General features: G+C 66.8%; 12 protein-coding genes. 9 read left to right on the plus strand and 3 right to left on the minus strand.

Annotation, left to right across the window (positions count from 1 at the left end; translation table 11 throughout):
- Positions 1 to 50: 50 nt before the first annotated feature.
- The 3 genes from C1925_RS09830 to C1925_RS09840 all read left to right on the plus strand — a co-directional run bounded on the left by C1925_RS09830 (position 51) and on the right by C1925_RS09840 (position 5105).
- Complete coding sequence (locus tag C1925_RS09830) at positions 51 to 1049, plus strand: N(4)-(beta-N-acetylglucosaminyl)-L-asparaginase (RefSeq protein ID WP_108768709.1); 999 nt, start codon at positions 51 to 53, stop codon at positions 1047 to 1049.
- On the plus strand, positions 1046 to 1777 hold the full coding sequence (locus C1925_RS09835; RefSeq protein ID WP_108768710.1) for a copper homeostasis protein CutC: 732 nt from the start codon (positions 1046 to 1048) through the stop codon (positions 1775 to 1777). Before C1925_RS09830 ends, C1925_RS09835 begins: the two co-directional genes overlap by 4 nt.
- A gap of 367 nt (positions 1778 to 2144) precedes the next feature.
- Positions 2145 to 5105, plus strand: a complete 2961-nt coding sequence (locus C1925_RS09840) for a TonB-dependent receptor (protein ID WP_108768711.1) — start codon at positions 2145 to 2147, stop codon at positions 5103 to 5105.
- Between the two features lie 119 nt (positions 5106 to 5224).
- On the opposite strand, the gene C1925_RS09845 is transcribed toward C1925_RS09840, so the two are convergent.
- The gene (locus tag C1925_RS09845; protein ID WP_108768712.1) at positions 5225 to 8311 is read right to left on the minus strand and encodes a TonB-dependent receptor; all 3087 of its coding nucleotides are present in this window, start codon (positions 8309 to 8311) and stop codon (positions 5225 to 5227) included.
- A 1103-nt stretch (positions 8312 to 9414) separates the two neighbouring features.
- Here C1925_RS09845 and C1925_RS09855 point away from each other — a divergent pair.
- The 6 genes from C1925_RS09855 to C1925_RS09880 all read left to right on the plus strand — a co-directional run bounded on the left by C1925_RS09855 (position 9415) and on the right by C1925_RS09880 (position 19313).
- Complete coding sequence (locus C1925_RS09855) at positions 9415 to 11868, plus strand: GH92 family glycosyl hydrolase (protein ID WP_108770672.1); 2454 nt, start codon at positions 9415 to 9417, stop codon at positions 11866 to 11868.
- Positions 11869 to 11964: 96 nt separating this feature from the next.
- Complete coding sequence (locus C1925_RS09860; RefSeq protein WP_108768714.1) at positions 11965 to 13014, plus strand: LacI family DNA-binding transcriptional regulator; 1050 nt, start codon at positions 11965 to 11967, stop codon at positions 13012 to 13014.
- Positions 13015 to 13077: 63 nt separating this feature from the next.
- On the plus strand, positions 13078 to 14391 hold the full coding sequence (fucP, locus tag C1925_RS09865; RefSeq protein ID WP_108768715.1) for an L-fucose:H+ symporter permease: 1314 nt from the start codon (positions 13078 to 13080) through the stop codon (positions 14389 to 14391).
- Between the two features lie 7 nt (positions 14392 to 14398).
- Positions 14399 to 15394: a carbohydrate kinase gene (locus C1925_RS09870; RefSeq protein ID WP_108768716.1), complete on the plus strand. Its 996-nt coding sequence runs from the start codon at positions 14399 to 14401 to the stop codon at positions 15392 to 15394.
- On the plus strand, positions 15391 to 16617 hold the full coding sequence (locus tag C1925_RS09875) for an AGE family epimerase/isomerase (protein ID WP_108768717.1): 1227 nt from the start codon (positions 15391 to 15393) through the stop codon (positions 16615 to 16617). The genes C1925_RS09870 and C1925_RS09875 overlap by 4 nt, the downstream gene beginning before the upstream one ends.
- A 77-nt stretch (positions 16618 to 16694) precedes the next feature.
- Complete coding sequence (locus C1925_RS09880; protein WP_108768718.1) at positions 16695 to 19313, plus strand: glycoside hydrolase family 2 protein; 2619 nt, start codon at positions 16695 to 16697, stop codon at positions 19311 to 19313.
- 70 nt (positions 19314 to 19383) lie between these two features.
- On the opposite strand, the gene mtnC is transcribed toward C1925_RS09880, so the two are convergent.
- The gene (gene mtnC / locus C1925_RS09885; RefSeq protein WP_108768719.1) at positions 19384 to 20079 is read right to left on the minus strand and encodes an acireductone synthase; all 696 of its coding nucleotides are present in this window, start codon (positions 20077 to 20079) and stop codon (positions 19384 to 19386) included.
- Between the two features lie 3 nt (positions 20080 to 20082).
- Positions 20083 to 20640 carry an acireductone dioxygenase gene (locus C1925_RS09890; protein ID WP_108768720.1) on the minus strand — a complete coding sequence of 186 codons (558 nt, stop codon included), beginning with the start codon at positions 20638 to 20640 and terminating at the stop codon, positions 20083 to 20085.
- Between the last annotated feature and the right edge of the window lie 51 nt (positions 20641 to 20691).

Consider the following 20691-nt stretch of genomic DNA (forward strand, 5'->3'; position numbering starts at 1 on the left):
GCAAGGCTGCCGGCAGCCTGCCGACGGCCGAACGGACGACGGAGGCGGACATGGTGGATCGCAGGCAGTTCCTTCAGGCCGGAGCACTGGCCGCGGGCATGGCGGCATTGCCGAGCGTGCAGGCGCGCGCGCAGGGCGGAGCGAAGGTCGTTTCAACCTGGGATTTCGGCGTGCCGGCCAACCAGGCGGCATGGAAGGTCCTGGCCAACGGGGGCAGCGCGCTGGATGCGGTTGAAGCCGGTGCGCGCTGGGCCGAGAGCGAGCTGTGCAATCCCACCGTCGGCCATTGCGGCAACCCGGATCGTGACGGCGTGCTGAGCCTGGACGCGAGCATCATGGACGGCGATGGTCGCTGCGGTGCGGTCGCCGCGCTGGTGGACATCCTGCACCCGGTGTCGGTGGCCCGCAAAGTGATGGAGAACAGCCCGCACGTGCTGCTGGTGGGCGAGGGCGCGCAGCAGTTCGCGGTGCAGCAGGGCTTCGAGCGCCAGCACCTGCTGACGCCGCAGGCCGAGGCGGCCTGGCGCGCGTGGCTGAAGACCGAGAAGTACCAGCCGCAGATCAACGCCGAGCGCCGCGGCATCCCCGGCAACAGCGACAACCACGACACCATCGGCATGCTGGCGCTGGACGCCAAGGGCAACCTCGCCGGCGCCTGCACCACCAGTGGCATGGCCTGGAAGCTGCACGGCCGCGTCGGCGACAGCCCGATCATCGGTGCCGGCCTGTACGTGGACAACGAGGTTGGCGCGGCGACGGCCTCGGGCGTGGGCGAGGAAATGATCCGCAACGCGGCCTCGTTCCTGGTGGTCGAGCTGATGCGCCAGGGGCGCACGCCGGCCCAGGCCTGCCGCGAGGCCATCGACCGGGTGGTGCGCAAGCGCCCCGAGGCGAGCAAGACGCTGCAGGTCTGCTTCCTGGCGATGAACAAGCAGGGCGAAGTCGGCGCGTACGCGTTGCATCGCGGCTTCGTCTACGCGGTGTGCGATGCGCAGCGCCAGGACGACCTGCGCGATTCGCCGTCGATCTACACGAGCACCCAGGCATGAGCGTGCGCCTGGGGTTGGAGATCGCCAGCAACTCGGTGGCCTCGGCACTTGCCGCGCAGGCCGGTGGTGCCGACCGCATCGAACTGTTCGACAACCTCGCCGAGGGCGGCACCACGCCGTCCTTTGCCAGCATCGCCATTGCCCGCGAGCGGCTGACCATTCCGCTGTTCGTGCTGGTGCGTCCGCGTGCCGGCGATTTCCACTACGACGCACTGGAAACCGAGCTGATGCTGCGTGACATCGCGCAGTGCCGCGCACTGGGCTGCGATGGCGTGGTGGTGGGTGCGCTGGATGCGCAGGGTGACATCGACCTGCCGCTGTGCCGCGAGCTGGTGCAGGCCGCTGGGCCGCTGCAGGTCACGTTCCATCGCGCTTTCGATGCCACCCGCGATCTGTGCGCGGCGCTGGAGCAGGTGATCGGCCTCGGCTGCCAGCGCGTGCTGACGTCGGGCGGGCAGGTCAGCGCGGAGGCCGGCAGCAAGGTGCTGGCCGGGCTGGTCACCCAGGCGGCGGGGCGCATCAGTGTGATGGCCGGTGCCGGCCTGGGCCCGGCCAACATCGCCGCGATTGCCCGACACACGGGCTGCACAGAACTGCACGCCTCTGCCAAGGGCCTGCGGCGCTCGGACATGCAGTTCCAGAACCCGGTGCTGCGCGGCCTGGACCCGGACTGGAGCCAGACCAGCACCGCCACCGTGGCGGCATTGCGCAAGGCACTGGACGGCTGAGCGCCAAGGACGGGGTCGGATCCCTTCGCAGAAGGGCTCTGACCCCGGATGGCCGGATGCGCTGGACGCGGACAAATGCGTTCCGCGCGTATATGTCGTGATCGTGTCACCTCGTTGTGCCGTCGCCGCACACCCGTGCATCGCAAATCATTGATTCTTCGATAGACGTACGGTCGTTTACGACTGCGCGGTGTGCATTGCTGCGCCGCGGGATGCCAAGCCTCGTTCAGCCATGCTTTAGTTTGGATCGATCCACAGGGGAGGGCGCGGATCCGGTATGGATCGATGCAAGTGCCCTGGGTCGACGTCTCTGCAGTGCCGCTGTTCCTCGCATCCGCGCGCCCACACCAACGAAGAGCAACCGCCCATGGCTCAGTCCGTCCGTAACCGTCGTCATCTGTTGTCCCAGGCCCTGTTGCTGGCCCTGCTGCCGCTGGCGGCCAGTGCACAGGACGCCGACAGTGCGTCCGCCACCAAGGATCTGGACGCGGTCACCGTCACCGGCTCGCGCATCAAGCGCGCCAGTGTCGAAGGCCCGGCCCCGGTCAACGTGATCTCCGCACAGCAGATCCAGAAGGAAGGCTTCGTCACCGTCTACGACGCGTTGAAGACGCTGACCGAAGCAACCGGCACCGTAGAAGCAGCGTCGCAGTGGGGCTCGCACACGCCCAATGCCAGCGGCCTGAACCTGCGTGGCATGGGCCCGAACCGGACCCTGCTGCTGGTCAACGGTCGGCGCGTGGCCGACTACCCGCTGCCCTATGGCGGCGAGACCAACTTCTCCAACTACAGCAACATTCCCGCCGCCGCAGTGGAGCGCATCGAAGTGCTGACCGGTGGCGCCTCGGCCATCTACGGTTCGGATGCGATCGCCGGCGTGGTCAACGTCATCCTCAAGACCAACTACGACGGTGATGAAGTGCGCGTGCGTGGCGGCACGTCCACCGAAGGCGGCCGGGACACCTGGGATCTTTCCTGGGCCGGCGGCAAGACTGGCGACCACTGGAGCGTGACCTATGCGCTGCAGTACACCAAGCGCGATCCGCTGTTCGGCCGGGACCGGCCGCAGATGGACGATGCCGACGATGCGCCGTATCCGTCCTGGAACATGGAGCAGCGCAAGGTCGGGTTCCGACCCACGGCCGGCCTGGCGCTCATCGACCCCGGCACCGGAGAGCGCCTGGCACCCCCCACTGGAACCTGCGAGAAGTTCGACGGCGAGTACTACACCGCTGATCGCCTGGTCTACAACTACAACGCCAATACCGTGACGAACACGGGGCGCCTGTGCGGCATGAGCGCCGACTACGCCAACTGGCTGCTGACCGGTGGCTCGGAGAACCTCTCCGGCAACCTGTATGCCACGTTCGACTTCGGCAACGATCTGCAGGCCTGGAGCAATCTGGCCGTCTACCGTTCCGAAGCGTTGTGGGGCACCAATCCGCCCAGCGTCACCCTCGTCGACGATGCCAACGGCTACTACTGGGATGCCAACCGCGATCGCCCGATTCTGGGCGTGCGCCAGTTCACCCCCAACGAGGTCGGCGGCCTGGACACCCTGCGCAATACCAACCGCGAATTGTCCTGGGATGTCAGCGCCGGCCTGCGCGGTCGATTGGCTGACCGTTTCGACTGGAGCGCGTCGGTGGGGCGTTCCTACTACCGCGTGGAAGAGCGGCAGAACGTGGTGGATGAGCAGAAGTCGTATGACTTCTTCCTGGGCCCGCGGCTGGGTACAACCGCCGACGGGGAAGCGATCTATGCCTTGAACGAATCGCGCTGGTGGAACCCGATCACCCCCGACGAGTATTGGCAGATGGGTACGGTGGCGCGTAATCATGCCTCGTCGTGGGTCAGCCAGGCTTCGGCGGATATCACCGGCGAACTGTTCCAGGGCTGGGCCGGACCGGTATCGTTCGCGGCGGTGGCGGAAGTTGCGCGGCAGGGCTATCACCTCAGCCCCGACCCACGCGCCGGCATCGACTTCGACCTGCAGAACGTCGATCGTGGCGGTGGCGAGCGCACGCGCTATTCGGCAGGCGTGGAGTTCAAGATTCCACTGGCCGACAGCCTGATCGCTACCGCTGCGGCGCGCTACGACCGCTATGGCAGCTACAAGGCCGATGACAGCGCCGACGCAGTGAGCATCGGCAGCCAGAAGGAAACCACCTGGAATGCGGGCCTGGAGTGGCGGCCGTTCGAGTCGCTGCTGGTGCGAGGTTCCTATGCCACCAGCTTCCACGCCCCGGACATGCACTACCTGCTGGGCCAGCCCAGCAGTTCGCAGGTGCTGACCTATGATCGGCTGCGCTGCATTGAAAGTGGCGCCTACCTGGTCAACGAGTGCGGCGCGGGCAATCCCGATGTCTGGTACGCGTTCGATGTGAACCGCCGCGGCACGCCGCTGTTGCGTTCTGAAACCGGTGATTCCTGGACCGTGGGCTTTGTCTGGGATGTGCTGCCGAATCTGTCGGTCAGTGCCGACTACTGGGCGATCAAGCTTCAGGACATGATCGTCGACGTGGGCGCCGACGAAGTGCTGGCCAGTGAGGCCGGCTGCCTGACCGGCAGGAACATCGACGGCACGCCCTGGTCGAACCCGGCCGGTGGAGAATACTGCGCGGGCATCCTTGCGCGCGTGAACCGCGACAGCAATGGGCGCCTGGTTTCCATCGAGCGCGGGCCCTTCAACCTGGCCAGCCGTGAGGTCCGAGGCATTGACCTGACCGCGCGCTACCGCCTGGAAACCGCCGCTTGGGGGAGCTTCCAGCTTGGGGTGAACTACACCAACCAGCTCTCGACCAAGGAGCAGCGTTACGCCAACGATCCCAATCCCGAGCGTCGTGACCGCGACCTGCGCAGCAAGCTGCGCGCCAGCCTGGGTTGGCAGCATGGCAACTGGAACGCCAATGTCTACGCAGACCGCGTGGGTTCGGTGCCGGGCGTGCGTTACCACTGGGGCACCGACCGCCTGGACAACCCCGGGGGGTGCCTGCCGTTCGCCGATGGCTATGTGCCCAGCGACAGCCCGTCGTTGAACTGCCTGGAGCCGTTGACCCGGCCTGACGGCTCGGCCAACCCCAATCCCAACGCAGGCCAGCAGACCTCGCGCTACTACGGGCGGGTAGGGCCGTTCATCACCTGGAACTTCAACGTGGGTTACCAGGTGACCGAGCACATGAAGATCAACGCGTACGTCAACAACGCATTCAATGCGGCCAGCTGGAACCACAAGGATCCCTACAAGGCGGACTACGACTTCGCGCCGACCCGACTGCTGGGTGCCGTGGGGCGCGAGTTCGCGCTGGAGTATGTGTTCACGTTCTGAGTGCAGAAACCTGCGCCTCTACAAAAAACGGCAGCCACCTGTAAAAGCGTGGCTGCCGTGGAGGACCGTTGTGCGGGGTCGGATCCCTTCGCAGAAGGGCTCCGACCCCAGGTGCCGGCTTAGAACTTGTAGGTCGCGCCGAAGTAGATCTGGCGGCCCGAGTACAGGTTGGAGATCAGGCGGGACTGGGTGTCGCTGCCCAGGTAGATGCGCTGCTCGGACTTGGTGGCGTTGAGCACCGAGGCGGTGAAGGTCAGCGCTTCGGTGAAGTTGTACGCCACGTTCAGATCCAGCTGGTCGTACGGTTCGCTGTACTGGGTCATGCCATTGACCAGGCCGCCGACCACTTCACCACGACGGTTGTACGAAGCACGGGCCAGGAACCGGTCGGTTTCGTAGAACACCGTCAGGTTGGCCTGGTTCTTGGCGCTGCCCACCAGCGGCGAGGCGCCGAGGTTCTCGCCGTTGAGCTCGATCGAGGCCAGGTTGGTGTCGTTGTAGGTGTAGTTGGCCTGCACGCCCAGGCCGAAGTCGAAGGTGTACTGGCCGTAGACTTCCACGCCCTGCGACACCGCGTCACGACCGTTGGCCTGGGTGCTGTAGTTCTGCACCGTCACCATGTCGCCGCCGACTTCCATCTGCACGTCACGCACGATCGGCACGGTGAAGTTGCTGATGTCCTTGCGGAACAGGCCGACACCGGCGACGGCGCCCGGCATGAAGTACCACTCCACGCCGAGGTCGTACTGGGTGGCCTTGAAGGCTTCGAGGTTCTTGTTGCTGCCGCTGCCGGCCCAGCCTTCGGTCGGTGCGCCGCCGGCGACGCGACGGTCATTGACGTACTCGGGGCTGTAGTAGCTCAGGCTGCCGGGTGCGGCGATGCTGGTGTAGCTCGGGCGAGCCACCACCTTCGATGCCGCGCCACGCAGGACCAGCGTGTCGGTGATGTCCCAGGCGATGTTGAAGCTGGGCAGCACGTCGGTGTAGGTGCGGTCCGAACCTATCAGCTCGTAGGTCTTCTCGCGGGCCAGGTTGTCGGGCAGGCGCACGAAGCCGCTTTCGCAGCCGTAGGTCGGGTAGGCCGCTGCTGCCGGATCATCGCAGGACATCGGTGCGCCGGAGGCGTTGTCCAGGAAGTAGTCGTTGAAGCGCTCGATCGAATCGCTGGACTGGGCGAACTGCTCGGTACGCACCACGCGCACGCCGACGTTGCCGCGCAGGCGCTCGGTACGGAAGTTGGCCTGGAAGTAGCCCGAGTAGATCTTCTCGTTGACGTTGTAGACGAAGTCGTCTTCGACGCGGTTGTGCGACTGGCCGTAGGTGGTGTTCAGGTAATCGATGTAGGCCGGGTAGTTGATGCCCGGGAACACATTGGCATTGAGGCCGCCGGCGATGCCGGTGATCGGGTTGGACAGGAAGAAGCCCGGCTGGGCGATGCCGGCCGTGCTGTCGCAGCCTGCCTGGTAACGGCTGTCGTAGTCAGCCGGATCGGCGCCCTGGCACACCCAGTAGGTGTTGCCGGTGTTGCGGTGGACCTTGCCGTCACGGTACTTGGCGCCGAACTGGATCGAGTCCAGCCAGCCGCTTTCGAACATCTTGGTGACGTCGGCCTGGAAGTGGTTCTGCTTGACCTCGGTCTGCATCCACGACGAATCAGTGGAGCCGGTGTCGACCTCGGCGATGCCGTTCATCAGCACCTCCTGCAGGTTCGGCGAGACGGTCAGCGTCGGGGTGCCGGTCAGGTCCCATGCGGTGTACTGGTTGCCGGATTCCCACACGCCATTGACGCGGCGACGCGGCTTGGCCGACATGCGGAAGTTCATCGACGGGCCACCTTCGGACCACGTGCGACCGCCGCTGAAGGAGGCCTTCCACAGCGGGCTGATGTCCCAGTCGATGGTCAGGTCGGCAGTCTGCGACAGCGCCTTTTCACGGCTGTAGCTGCCGGTCAGCTGCGGGGTCGGAATGGTGCAGTCATCCGGACCCCAGCCACCCGGGGCCAGGCCGGCGGCCGCGGCTTCGTCTTCACTGCAGTAATAGGCCTTGCCCGGCAGCTTCTCGAACTGCGCGCCGGTGACCACGGTGCCGCTGGGGTCGAAGGTCAGGCCGTTGAGCAGGCGGCCGCCGGCCCAGTTGCCATCGCCGTTGTAGCGCGCCATGTTCCACTCGGGCACCTTGAGCATGTTCTGCACATAGTTGCCGTCCAGCTCGAAGCGGAAGTAGTTGGCGGTCAGGGTCAGGTTGTCGACCGGCTTGAACTGGAACGTCAGCTGGCCGCCCTTGCGCTCGCGCTCCTCTTCCTTCACGGCAAAGTTCACCGAGGTGGGCATGAAGAAGTCGCTGTAGTTGTGCCCGAACTGGTCGTTGAAGCCGGAGTTGCCCCACCAGTAGTTGATGCCGCCCTGGGTGAGGGCGTTGCCGTTGACATCACGCGCGTCGACGTCGGTGCCGTACCACTGGTAGTTCTCGGTGCTCACTTCCATGGTGCGGCTGGTGCGCTTCTGCTGGGTCACGCCGACCAGCACGCCGAAGCGCTCGTCCTTGCTGTGCCAGGAGTACAGCGCCGACGCCTGCGGATCAACGTCCTGGTGGGTATCGGAAGACACGCCTTCCAGGGTCACGTAGCCGGAGTTGGATTCCATCTCCAGCGGACGGCGGGTGTGCAGGATGACCGTGCCGCCGATGCCGCCCTCGTCGATGCGTGCTTCCGGCGACTTGAACAGCTCGGCGCTGGACAGCATGTTCGACGGCAGCAGGGTGTAGTTGAACGAACGGCTGGCCTCATCGTTGGTTTCGGAGGTGGCGATGTAGTTGCCGTTCAACTGGGTCAGGGTCAGGTCCGGATCGAGGCCGCGCACGCTGACGCTCTTGCCTTCGCCGCCATCGCGGGTGATGACCACGCCGGGCACGCGCTGCAGCGAATCGGCGACGTTCTTGTCGGGGAACTTGCCGACGTCCTCGGCGGTGATCACTTCGACCACGGCGTTGGCGTCGCGCTTCTGCTGCAGGCTCTTTTCGATCGCGTAGCGGTAGCCGGTGACCTGGACGCTGTCCAGGGTGGTGGCATCGGTACCGCCGGTGGTCGGCTGTGCGGTGGCCTGCTGGGCAGCGGCGCCGGTCGGCGCGACGGCTGCGGCCAGGGCCAGCGCGACGGCGAGCGACAAGGTGTCGCGACCGTGCTTACGAGTTGAATGCTTCATTGCCATCTCTCCCTCTCTTGGATTGATCCGGTGACTGACGCGGAACTTGAATCGATCTAATCTGTGATGCCGATTTTTGCTAAGCCGCGCGGCTGCCTGGGGCGGCGCGCTGGTGCTCGGGTACGTGCTGTTCCGGTCCCCAACTCCGGGCCATCCCTGAATTCGCTTGGATCGATCTAAGCGATGGCGGGGCGATTTTTAGCATGGCTGGAGGGGTTGCGCATGCTGCTGCGCAATATTGCAGTGACGTGTCTGCCGAATGATGATTCGCTGAAATGCGCTGGAATCGTTTACATGCGCAAAGGGGGAGGGTGGTTCGGCAGGGCTTGCAGCCCTGCACCTGCTTCAAGCCGAAGCCGAAGCAAGATCAAAGGCGGCTCTGGCTTGCTGTGAGTTGGGCGGGGCGGTGTGGGCTGGCAGGACACGCCGTAAACCCATCCCTGGGGGCTCGTAGGCGCCATCCATGGCGCCTGCGGTCCTGCCAGCCCACACCGCCCCGCCCCCGACAGTTTCCTGGTGACGGTTGGTACATCACTTCATTCGTCGACCGTCGACGAAATCTGTCAGATAACGAAATTCATCTGGGGTCAGAGCCCGTTGCGTAGCAACGGGATCCGACCCCGAGCTCCGGCAGATCGCAGGAAACTGTCGAAGGCGGGGTGGGTCCGGTGGCAGGGGTGTGAGCCGCATGGATGCGGCGACCAAGCCCCCATGGGTGAGGGCGCTTTGCTTGCGAAGCACTGCTTCGCAAGCGCCCGAACGCACAGCCGCCAGCGGCTGGGCCGGACCCCGGAGGGGGGTTTACGGCGTCCCCCTCAACCGGACCCACCCCGCCTACCCACAGGAAACCAGCTTCTGCCGTTGCTCCGGCTCTGGCTGTTGCCGTTGCATTGAGCAGGTGCAGGACTGCAAGCCCTGCAAGAAAAAAAACCTTTTTTGCTGCGGCGCAGAATGCATGGATGGGCGCTCCCTGCTTTACTTCAATCGATCTAAATCCGCCGGGGTGCGGATTTGTACCGATGGAAACGAGGCGTTCGACCACCGCGGCCGGCGCTTCGCTGCCGCCCTGCCGCCAAGGAGTCCTGTCCGTGACCAGGTTGTCCCGCCGTCTGTCTGCCCGCCGCTCGCCGGCCCTGTCCCACCGCCCGCTGGCCCGCGTCGCCTGCCTGCTGGCACTGGCCGTCACGCCCTGGCTGCAGGCCGCACCGGCCGCGCTGGAGCGCGAGGTCAACACCTTCATCGGCAGCAAGGATGACGGCAACACCTTCCCGGGTGCCTCGGCACCCTTCGGCCTGATCCAGGTCAGCCCGATCGGCAGCCACTACTCGGGCTGGCGCTACGACGACGACAAGATCCGCGGCTTCGGCCACTCGTTCCTGTCCGGCGCCGGTTGCTGGGAGCAGGGCGGCCAGGTCTCGATCCTGCCGGTCACCGGCAGCATCGGCCCGGGCGGCGATTTCGATACCGGCAACCCCAAGCAGTTCGACCACAAGGCCTACGCCTCCACCTACACGCATGATGGCGAGGTCGGCCAGGCCGGCTATTACAAGGTGCGCCTGACCAGCTACGGCGGCATCGATGCCGAAGCCACCGCGCGCACGCGTGCCGCGGCCGAGCGCTATACCTTCAGCCAGCGCAGTGGCGACGGCCACGTGATGATCAACGTCGGCCAGGCCAACGAGCGCCACTCGGTCATCGGCAGCGTGGTCGATGTGGTCGGCGACCGCGTGGTGGAAGGCAAGCTGGTCACCAAGAGCTTCTGCGGTGGCCACCAGTACACCACCTGGTTCCGCGTCGAGTTCGACCGTCCGTTCAAGGCGCATGGCACCTGGGGCGAAACCGGTGGCCTGCCCAACGCGCGGCACAGCATGGAAGGCGAGCAGAAGCCGAACGGCGCCTGGCTCACCTTCGACCTGGCCAAGGGCCAGTCGGTCACTGCGGTGAGTGCGATCTCGCACGTCGATGCAGAAGGCGCACGTACCAACCTGCGCGCCGAGGGCATGCAGGGTGGGGCGCTGATCGGTTTCGACAGAATGCGTTCGCTGTCCCAGCAGGCCTGGCGCGAGCAGCTGGCGCGCGTGCGCGTGCAGGGCGGCAGCGGCGATGACCGCACCGTCTTCTACAGCGCGATGTACCACGCGCTGCTGCAGCCGCTCACCGGCAGCGATGCCGACGGCCGCTACCGCGGCTACGACGATGGCATCCACCGCGCCGATGGCTGGACCTACTACGAGTACTTCTCGCTGTGGGATACCTACCGCGCGCAGAACCAGTGGCTGGCGCTGACCCGCCCGGACGTGGCACGCGACATCGGCCGCACCCTGCTGGCCATCGACGAGCAGGGCGGCTGGCTGCCGCGCTGGGGCTACGCCAACTTCGAAACCAACATCATGACCGGCGACCCGGTCACGCCCTTCATGGTCGACCTGTGGCGCTTCGGTGCGCTCAAGGGCCGTGAATCGCAGGCCTGGGATGCGCTGCGCCGCAATGCCTTCGGTACGCCGCCGCTGAACTCGCGCATGGCCGGCCGTTCGGGCAACCCGACCTACCTGGACAAGGGTTACGTGGCCTACGACCGTGCCTTCCCCTCCAAGGGCATGGACGTCGACCCGCATCACGGTGGTTCGGCCACGCTGGAATATGCGGTGGCCGACTGCGCGCTTTCGCAGATGGCCGATGGCCTCGGCCACGCCCAGGATGCGGCGACGCTGCGCGAACGCGGCCGCAACTGGCACAAGGTGTGGGACCCGCAGGTGCGTGACGCCGAGACCGGCTTCACCGGCTTCCCGCGCCCGCGCACCGAGGACGGCCAGTGGTACACCCCGGCCGACGGCCATTACAGCCCGCGTTCGCAGCATGGTTTCCATGAAGGCACCGCATGGCAGTACCAGTGGCTGGCGCAGCAGGACGTGCCGGGCCTGGTCGAAGCGATGGATGGCCGCGAACAGGCCGGCCGCCGCCTCGATGCCTTCTTCGCGATGGATGCGCTGGAGGCCGATCCGCTCAATGCCGCCCGCAAGGAGTGGGTGGTGGGGCCGTACAGCTACTACAACCAGTTCCGCTACAACCCGAACAACGAGCCGGACCTGCATTCGCCCTGGCTGTACACCCTGATCGGCCAGCCGTGGAAGACCGCCAACGTGCTGCGTGCCGCGCAGCAGCTGTTCACCAACGCGCCCAACGGCGTGACCGGCAATGACGACCTGGGCACGATGTCGGCCTGGTACCTGTTCAGCGCGATCGGCATGTACCCGGCGGTGCCGGGCAGCGGCGAGTTCCTGCTGCACACTCCGCGCTTTGCCAAGGTGGAAGTGGACATGGGCAATGGCCGCACCCTGCGCATCGACGCGCCGGGCGCCGACGGCCGCCGCCTGCAGTACGTGCAGGGCGTGCAGGTCGATGGCCAGGCGCATGCGCCGGTGTGGCTGGACTGGAGCCGCCTGCAGCAGGGCCCGCGCCTGCGTTTCGCCCTGGATGGCAAGGCGCCGACCCAGGGCTGGGGCACCGCCGTGGCCGATCTGCCGGTCTCCTGGTGCGCTGCACCAGGCAGCCAGCTGCGATGATGTGTGCTGTGCCGTTCGAGGCAACCCAGCGAACGGCACGGCACGATGTGGTCACGATCCATTAGGCTTGAGGCTCCAGCGGAGTCCGGGAAGACGATGAACGACAACGGCGGCAGTTCCAGCAAGCGTTCCGGCAAGGCAGTGACGGTCACCGACATCGCCCGTGCCATCGGCGTTTCGCGCGCGACCGTGTCGCTGGTGCTGCGCGGCAGCCCGCTGGTCAACGTCGATACCCGGGCCAAGGTCGAGGCCGAACTGCGCCGCCAGCGTTATGTCTACAACCGTGCGGCGGCCAACCTGCGCCGTCGCACCTCGTCAAGCATCGCGCTGGTCATCAACGATCTGTCCAACCCGTTCTTCGCCGAATTCGCGTCCGGCGTGGACGAGGCACTGGGTGGGCGCGGCTACGTGACCCTGCTGGGCAGCACCGGCGAATCGCCCGAGCGCCAGCAGGCGGTGCTGTCCACGCTGATGGAGCACACCCCGGCCGGCCTGATCCTGTCGCCAGCCGAAGGCAGCGACGCCTCCCTGGTGCGGCAGGCGCTGGGCGCCAACGCCAACGTGCTGCTGTTCAACCGTGAGCTTGACGGCGCCGACTGGGACTTCCTGACCCTGGACAACCAGCACGGTGCCTACCTCGCCACCCGCCACCTGATCGAACGCGGCCACCGCCAGATCGCCTTCTTCGGCGGCCATGCCGATTCCAGCTCGTGCCACCAGCGCCGCGCCGGTTTCCAGCAGGCGCTGGCCGAGGCCGGGCTGACGCTGCCGCCGGGCTGGATGATCGAATCGGCGCCGAACCGCCTGGAGGCAGCCGCCCGCACCGACGAGCTGTTCGTCGATGGCCACCGGCCGAGCGCGGCGGTCTGCTACAACGACACGGTCGCGCTGGGCCTGATGCTGGGCCTGAACTCGCGCGGCATCCGCCCCGGCGGCGATTTCGCGGTTACCGGGTTCGATGACATTTCCGAAGCGTCGGTGGCGGTGCCGCCGCTGACCACCCTGACCGCCGACCCGCGCGAGCGTGGCCGGCAGGCCGCCGCACTGCTGCTGCAGCGCCTGGATGACCCGGATGCGCCGCCGCAGCGCACGGTCGCCCCGGTGCAGCTGCGCATCCGCGAAAGCAGCGCCGCCCGCCCGAACTGATCCTTTTCAACGCACACTCCTTCCACGCAACAACGACCTTCCGCGCATCGAGGCGCGAACCGCATGCCGATCTCCGCAACGCCCCGCCCATCGGGTTCCCCCGGCAACGCACCGGCCGTCACCAACGGCAAGGCACTGGCCGTGGTTACCACCATCTTCTTCATGTGGGGCTTCCTGACCTGCCTCAATGACATCCTGATCCCGCACCTGAAGGCGGTGTTCGAACTGAACTACGCCAAGGCGATGCTGGTGCAGTTCACCTTCTTCGGCACCTACTTCCTGATGTCGCTGCCGGCGGGCCGCCTGGTCGCCGCGCTGGGTTACAAGAAGGGCATCGTTGCCGGTCTGGTCATTGCCGGCATCGGCGCGCTGGGCTTCTGGCCGGCGGCCGAGCTGCGCGTGTATGGCGCCTTCCTCGGCGCGCTGTTCGTGCTGGCCACCGGCATCACCGTGCTGCAGGTCGCTGCCAACCCCTACGTGGCGCTGCTGGGCCCGGAACAGACCAGCTCCAGCCGCCTGACCCTGGCGCAGGCGCTGAACTCGCTGGGCACAGCCATCGCGCCGATCTTCGGTGGCATGCTGATCCTGTCCAACACGGTCAAGAGCGCCGATGAACTGAACGCGCTGCCGGCCGCCGAGCAGCTGGCTTACCGCGTCGCCGAGGCGCAGGCCGTGCAGGGTCCGTACGTGGGCCTTGCGGTAGCGCTGGTGCTGCTGGCGCTGTTCGTGTTCCTGTTCCGCCTGCCGGCGCTGAGCGATGCGACCGAACAGGCCGACCAGGGCCATCACCACAGCTACTTCGATGCACTGCGCAAGCGCCACCTGCTGCTGGGCGTGCTGGGCATCTTCTTCTACGTCGGCGCGGAAGTGTCGATCGGCAGCTTCCTGGTCAACTATCTGTCGATGCCGAGCATCGGCGGCTTCAGCGAACAGCAGGCGACGCACTACGTGTCGGCTTACTGGACGATGGCGATGATCGGTCGTTTCGCCGGTTCGGCCCTGCTGGCGCGCTTCTCGCCCAGCCGCCTGCTGGCGATCTTCGCACTGGTCAACGTGGCCCTGCTGGCCACCACGATGATGACCTCCGGCAGCGTCGCGCTGTACTCGGTGGTGGCGATCGGCCTGTTCAACTCGATCATGTTCCCGACCATCTTCGCGCTCAGCATCGAGCGCCTGGGCCCGCTGACCAACAAGGGTTCCAGCCTGCTGATCATGGCCATCGTCGGTGGCGCCGTGGTGCCGTACCTGCAGGGCGTGCTGGCGGACCACATCGGTGTGCAGGCCAGCTTCATCCTGCCGCTGCTGTGCTACGGCTACATCATCTTCTACGGTCTGGTCGGCGCACGTACGCCGGCTTCCGCAACGCAGGGAGGCTGAGTCGGAAATGGGTGCCATTGTCTGCTTCGGCGAAATTTTGATCGATCTACTAGCGCAGCCGCCGGCCTCGGCCGACACCCCGCGCGCGTTCCTGCAGTACGCCGGCGGTGCGCCGGCCAACGTCGCCGTGGCCGCTGCGCGGCTGGGGGCGAAGACCCAGTTCGTCGGCATGCTCGGCCGCGACATGTTCGGTGACTTCCTGGCCGAGAGCCTGGTCGAGCACGGCGTCGGCACGGACTACATCGTGCGTACCGACGCGGCCAAGACCGCGCTGGCCTTCGTCGCGCTGGATGCCGCGGGCGAGCGCAGCTTCAGCTTCTACCGCCCGCCGGCGGCCGACCTGCTGTTCCGTGACAGCGATTTCCAGGCGGCCTGCCTGGACAACGCGCAGTGCTTCCACGTCTGCTCCAACAGCCTGACCGAGCCGGCCATCGCCGAGGCGACCTTCGCCGGCATGGACCGCGCCCGCGCCGCCGGTGCGGTGGTCAGCCTGGACCTCAACCTGCGCCCGGCGCTGTGGCCGGCCGACGTCGATCCGACGCCGTGGCTGTGGCAGGCGCTGGAACGCGCCGACCTGGTCAAGCTGTCGCGCGAGGAACTGGATTACCTGGCCGCGCCGCACGGCGCCGAGGGCGACCAGGTGGTCCTGCAGCGGCTGCTGGCCGCGCAGGCGCGCTGGGTCATCGTCACCGATGGCGCCGCCACGCTGCACTGGTACACCCGTGAGCAGCAGGGCCAGGTCACCAGCTTCAACGTCGCCACGGTCGACACCACCGCCGCCGGCGATGCCTTCGTCGGTGGCGTGCTGGTCGGCCTGCTGGAGCGCGGTGGCGCAGGTACGGGTTTCGCCGCGTTCTGCCAGGACCCGCAGGCCATCGCCGCCACGCTGCGCTTCGGCGCCGCGGTCGGCGCGCTGGCCGTTACCCGCAAGGGCGCGTTCGCCGCGATGCCCTCGCTCGCTGAAGTGCAGCAGCTGCTGCAGGCACAGGACCTTTCCGCATGAGCACCTCGCCCGATTTCCGTTCGCCCGCCTTCCTGCGTGCGCACATCGCCGACACCATGGCGTTCTACCACCCGCGCTGCATCGATCCCAACGGCGGCTTCTTCCACTACTTCCGCGATGACGGCAGCATCTACGATGCCGGCCACCGCCACCTGGTGAGCAGCACGCGCTTCGTTTTCAACTATGCGATGGCCTACCGCGAATTCGGCAATGCCGAGTACCGCGAGGCGGTGGAGCACGGCGTGCGCTACCTGCGCGAGGTGCACCGCAACCCGGCCACCGGTGGCTATGCCTGGACCCTGCGCGATGGCAAGGTCGAGGACGACATGAACCACTGCTACGGCGTGGCCTTCGTGCTGCTGGCCTACAGCTGCGCGCTGAAGGCCGGCGTCGAGCAGGCCCGCACGTGGATGGACGAGACCTGGCAGCTGCTGGAAGCGCGCTTCTGGGAACCGCAGCACGGCCTTTACAAGGACGAAGCCGATGGCCAGTGGAACTTCACCGGCTATCGCGGCCAGAACGCCAACATGCATATGTGCGAGGCGATGCTGGCTGCGTTCGAGGCCAGTGGCGAGCAGCGCTATGTGGAGCGCGCGCTGCAGCTGGCCGACAACATGACCCGCCGCCAGGCCGCCAAGGCCGGTGGCCTGGTCTGGGAACACTACGACGTGAACTGGGAGATTGACTGGGATTACAACCTGGACAATCCCAAGCACCTGTTCCGCCCGTGGGGCTTCCAGCCTGGCCACCAGACCGAGTGGGCCAAGCTGCTGCTGATCCTGGATCGTCACGTGCAGGCCGACTGGCTGGTGCCGACCGCGCAGCACCTGTTCGATGTGGCCGTGGAGCGCAGCTGGGACGAGGCACGCGGTGGCCTGTATTACGGCTTCGCGCCGGAATCGCGCCGCCAGCCGGGCATGGACGGCGCGCCGATTGGTGGCGACAGCTTCGTCTGCGACGACGACAAGTACTTCTGGGTGCAGGCCGAGACGCTGGCCACCGCCGCGCTGATGGCCAAGCGCACCGGCGATGACCGCTACTGGCAGTGGTACGAGCGCATCTGGGCGTACTCGTGGGAGCACTTCGTCGACCACCAGTACGGCGCGTGGTTCCGCATCCTCGATGCCGACAACCGCAAGTACAGCGACGAGAAGAGCCCGGCCGGCAAGGTGGATTACCACACCATGGGCGCGTGCTACGAAGTGTTGAACGTCGTTCGTTGAGGCACGTTTCGCCGAACGCATGACGCATGGAAATGGGTAGCGCCGGGCCACGCCCGGCGGAACACCAGGAGCATCACGTGCATCGTCTTTCCCTCGTTGTCCGTCTGCTCCTGCTGCTGGTCGTGGCGGTTGCATTCCCTGCCGCCGCCGCGCCGCTGCAGGCGCAGTGGGAGTTCCGCCTGTTGCCCGGCGATGCCCAGGGCGCCAGCCATCCGGGCCTGCAGCAGTGGCGCACGGCCACGGTGCCCGGCAGCGTGCACACCGACCTGCTGGCCCACGACCTGATCCGCGATCCCTACGTGGGCGCGTCCGAAGGTGATCTGCAATGGATCGGCCTGGCCGACTGGGAGTACCGCGCGCGCTTCGATGTGGATGCGGCCACCCTGGCCAAGCCCAATGCCGAACTGCGCTTCGATGGGCTGGATACCTATGCCGAGGTCTCCCTCAACGGCTGGCCGCTGCTGCGTGCGGATAATGCGCACCGCACCTGGCACGCGCGTGTCGAGGGGCAGCTGCGCGCCAAGGACAACGAACTGCTGGTCGTGTTCCGCTCGCCGATCCGCACGCTGCTGCCCGGCGTGCAGGCGATGCCGCACAAGATCGCCGGCAACTATCCCTCGCCCTATGGTGACGAGCCGAAGGACGCGATGGTCGGCAACTTCGCACGCAAGCCGGCCTACCACTTCGGCTGGGACTGGGGCCCGCGCTATGTCACTGCTGGCGTCTGGCGTGGCGTCGACCTGCAGGCCTGGGATGCGCATCGGCTGACTGACCTGGCCGTGCGCACCGATGCGCTGGATGCGGGCCAGGCGAAGCTTGCCGTGCTGCTGCAGGTGGAGCAGGGCAGCGCCGCTGGTTCGGCTGTAGTGGCTGTGGACGTGCGCGACCCGGAGGGCCGCAACGTGGCCCAGCTGCAGCGCACGGTGCTGCTGAAGCCGGGCGCGAACACTGTCGAGATTCCCGTTGAACTGGCGGATCCGCGGCGCTGGTGGCCGGTTGGCCACGGCGCGCAGGACCGTTACACCGTGCAGGCACGCCTGGATGGCGGCCGTTCCGCCGAGCTGGCGCGCGAGCAGCGCATCGGCCTGCGCACCGTCGAGCTGCGGCGCGAGGAGGATGGCAAGGGCGGGCAGGGCTTCGCCTTCGTCATCAACGGCGTGGAGGTCTTCGCCAAGGGCGCGAACGTGATACCGTTCGATGCCTTCCCAGCACGTGTCGATCCCGCGCGCCTGCGCCAGGTGCTGACCGCCGCGCGCGACGCCAACATGAACATGCTGCGCAACTGGGGCGGCGGCTACTACGAGGACGATGCGTTCTTCGACATCGCCGACGAGCTGGGCCTGCTGGTCTGGCAGGACTTCATGTTCGGTGGCGGCATGCAGCCGGGCTACGATCCCGCGTTCCGCGCCAGCGTGGTGGCCGAGGCGCGCGACAACGTGCGCCGGTTGCGCCACCACCCCAGCATCGTGCTGTGGTGTGGCAACAACGAAGAAGAGACGGCCTGGAAGGATTGGGGCCACGGCCGCGACCTGAAGGCCGCCGATCCCGCCTTCGCCGCCCGGGTCTGGCAGGGCTATGTGGATCTGTTCGGCAAGGACCTGCGCCAGGTGGTGGGTGAGGAGGGGTTGGGCGTGCCGTACTGGTCCAGTTCGCCCAGCAACGACCTGGACGAAAAGGCCAACGATTCCACCCGCGGCGACAAGCACTATTGGCAGGTCTGGGGCAATCCGGCGCTGCCGGTGCAGGCCTACCTGCGCGAGACGCCGCGCTTCATGTCCGAATATGGCCTGCAGGCCTGGCCGTCGCTGGCGACGGTGGACCAGATCGCCAGCCGCGACGAGCAGGGCATCGACAGCCCGGTGATCCGTGCCCACCAGAAGTTCATGGCGGGCGAGGGCAACAGCCGGCTGCTGCATTACATCGCACTGGGCTACGGCACGCCGAAGGATTTCGAGGATTTCGTCTACCTCAGCCAGGTGATGCAGGCCGATGGCATCGCGCTGGCGGCGCTTCATCACCGCGCCTCGCGGCCGTACACGATGGGCTCGCTGTACTGGCAGCTCAACGATGTGTGGCCGGGCGCCTCATGGTCCAGCGTCGATTACTACGGGCGCTGGAAGGCGTTGCACTTCGCCGCGCGCCGCTTCTTCGCGCCGGTGACTCTGGCGGCGCTGCGCGATGAGGGCCGCACGCAGGTGCGCCTGATCAACGACGGTGCCGCCGTGGATGCACGCTGGCGGCTGCGGGTGATGGACGTGGAGGGCAAGGTGCTGCGCCGTCGCGAGGTGCCGGTGACGTTGGCCGCTGCCGGTGTGACCGCTGTCGGCGACTTCGCCGATGCCGAACTGCTGGCGGGGGCCGACCCGAAGCGCACCGTGGCGGTGTTCGAGCTGGTGCAGGCTGGCAGGGTGAGCGCACGCCAGGTGGTCGGCTTCGTCGAAGCGAAGGACCAGGAGCTGCCGCGGCAGGCTTTGAAGGCGGTGCTGGCCATCGACGGCGACCACTACCGGCTGCGGCTGCAGAGTTCTGCCTACGTGCGTTCGGCGTGGATCGACTTCGGCGCGCTGGACGTGCAGGTGGAAGACAACCTGCTGGACCTGCTGCCCGGCGAGACGCGCGACATCGCCGTGCGCGGCCCGGTGGACCTGGCGACGCTGCGAGAAGCCCTGAAGGTAAAGACCCTCAACGACCGTTGAGGGGCCGTCGGGTAGGTGCGGACCGTTGGCGGTGGGTGCGGACCGTTGGTCCGCACACCTTCCTGCCTTGTTACAGCTGGATCTGCTGGAAATTCTCGACGCGGTCGTGGCCGTTGGCGGCCTGGCCGGTGCGCGGCATCGGGTAGTCGTCCAGGCGGTCGATCAGGCGCGTCTGCAGGCCGGCCTCGCGGGCGGCATCCAGTTCTTCCACCACGTCGGACAGGAACAGGATCTCGCCGGCCGGCACGCCGATCGCCTGCACGATGCGGCGGTAGCTGTCCGCCTCGCGCTTGCCGCCGATCTCGGTATCGAACCAGCCCGACACCAGCGGGCTCAGGTCACCGGCATCGCTGAAGCCGAAGAACAGCTTCTGCGCCGGCACCGAACCGGACGAATACACATACAGCGGCAGGCCCGAGGCATGCCAGCCCTTCAGCACCGGCGCCACTTCCGGGTAGAAGTGCGCGGTGTAGTCGCCACGGCGGTAACCGGCATCCCAGATCAGGCCCTGCAGGGCCTTCAGCGCGGTGTGCTTGCGATCCTGGTCGATCCAGCCCTGCAGCGTCTCGGCCACCAGGCTGTCCTGGCAGGCGCCGCCGATCTCGGTGGCCACCGCATCCAGCCAGCGGCGGACGTCGGGCTGCTGGCCGTGCTCGGCGACGAACGCCGGCAGCGCCTGGCGGGCATAGGGGAACAGCACGTTCTTGACGAACGAGATGCTGCTGGTGGTGCCTTCGATGTCGGTCAGGATGACGCGGGGCTGCATGGATCAGGACGCCTGGGTGGGAACGTAACGGGGGAATTTCTGCGCGATGTCGGTGCCGGTGAAATGACCGACCCAGCCGTCCGGCTCGGTGAAGAAGCGGATGGCCACGAAGCTCGGCTCATCACCCATGTCGAACCAGTGGGTGGTGCCATCGGGCACGGCGATCAGGTCGTCCTTCACGCACTCGATCTCATAGACCTTGTCATCCACGTGCAGGGTGAACAGGCCCGAGCCTGCGACGAAGAAGCGCACCTCGTCTTCCTTGTGGAAGTGCTCGTCGAGGAACTTCTTCCGCAGCTCGGCACGGTTCGGGTTGTCCGGGGCGATCGACGCCACGTCCACGCTCTTGAAGCCGTGTTCGGCAACGAGGCGGTCGATGTCCGCACGGTAGGCGGCAAACACTTCGTCCTGGCTGGCGCCCGGCGCGACCGGCGCAGTGGCCTGCCAGCGTTCGAAAGTGACGTCGATCTTCTTCAGTTCGGCGGCGATGATCGCGCCGTCCTGGGTATCCAGCAGCGGCGATTCAGGGCGGGTGTCGTCGTAGATGCGCAGTCGGCTCATGGCGGCAGCTTGAACGTCTCGGGGGGAAGACAGGGTAACAGGGTGGTGAAG

This window comes from Stenotrophomonas sp. SAU14A_NAIMI4_5 (assembly GCF_003086795.1).
Classification (GTDB): Bacteria; Pseudomonadota; Gammaproteobacteria; order Xanthomonadales; family Xanthomonadaceae; genus Stenotrophomonas.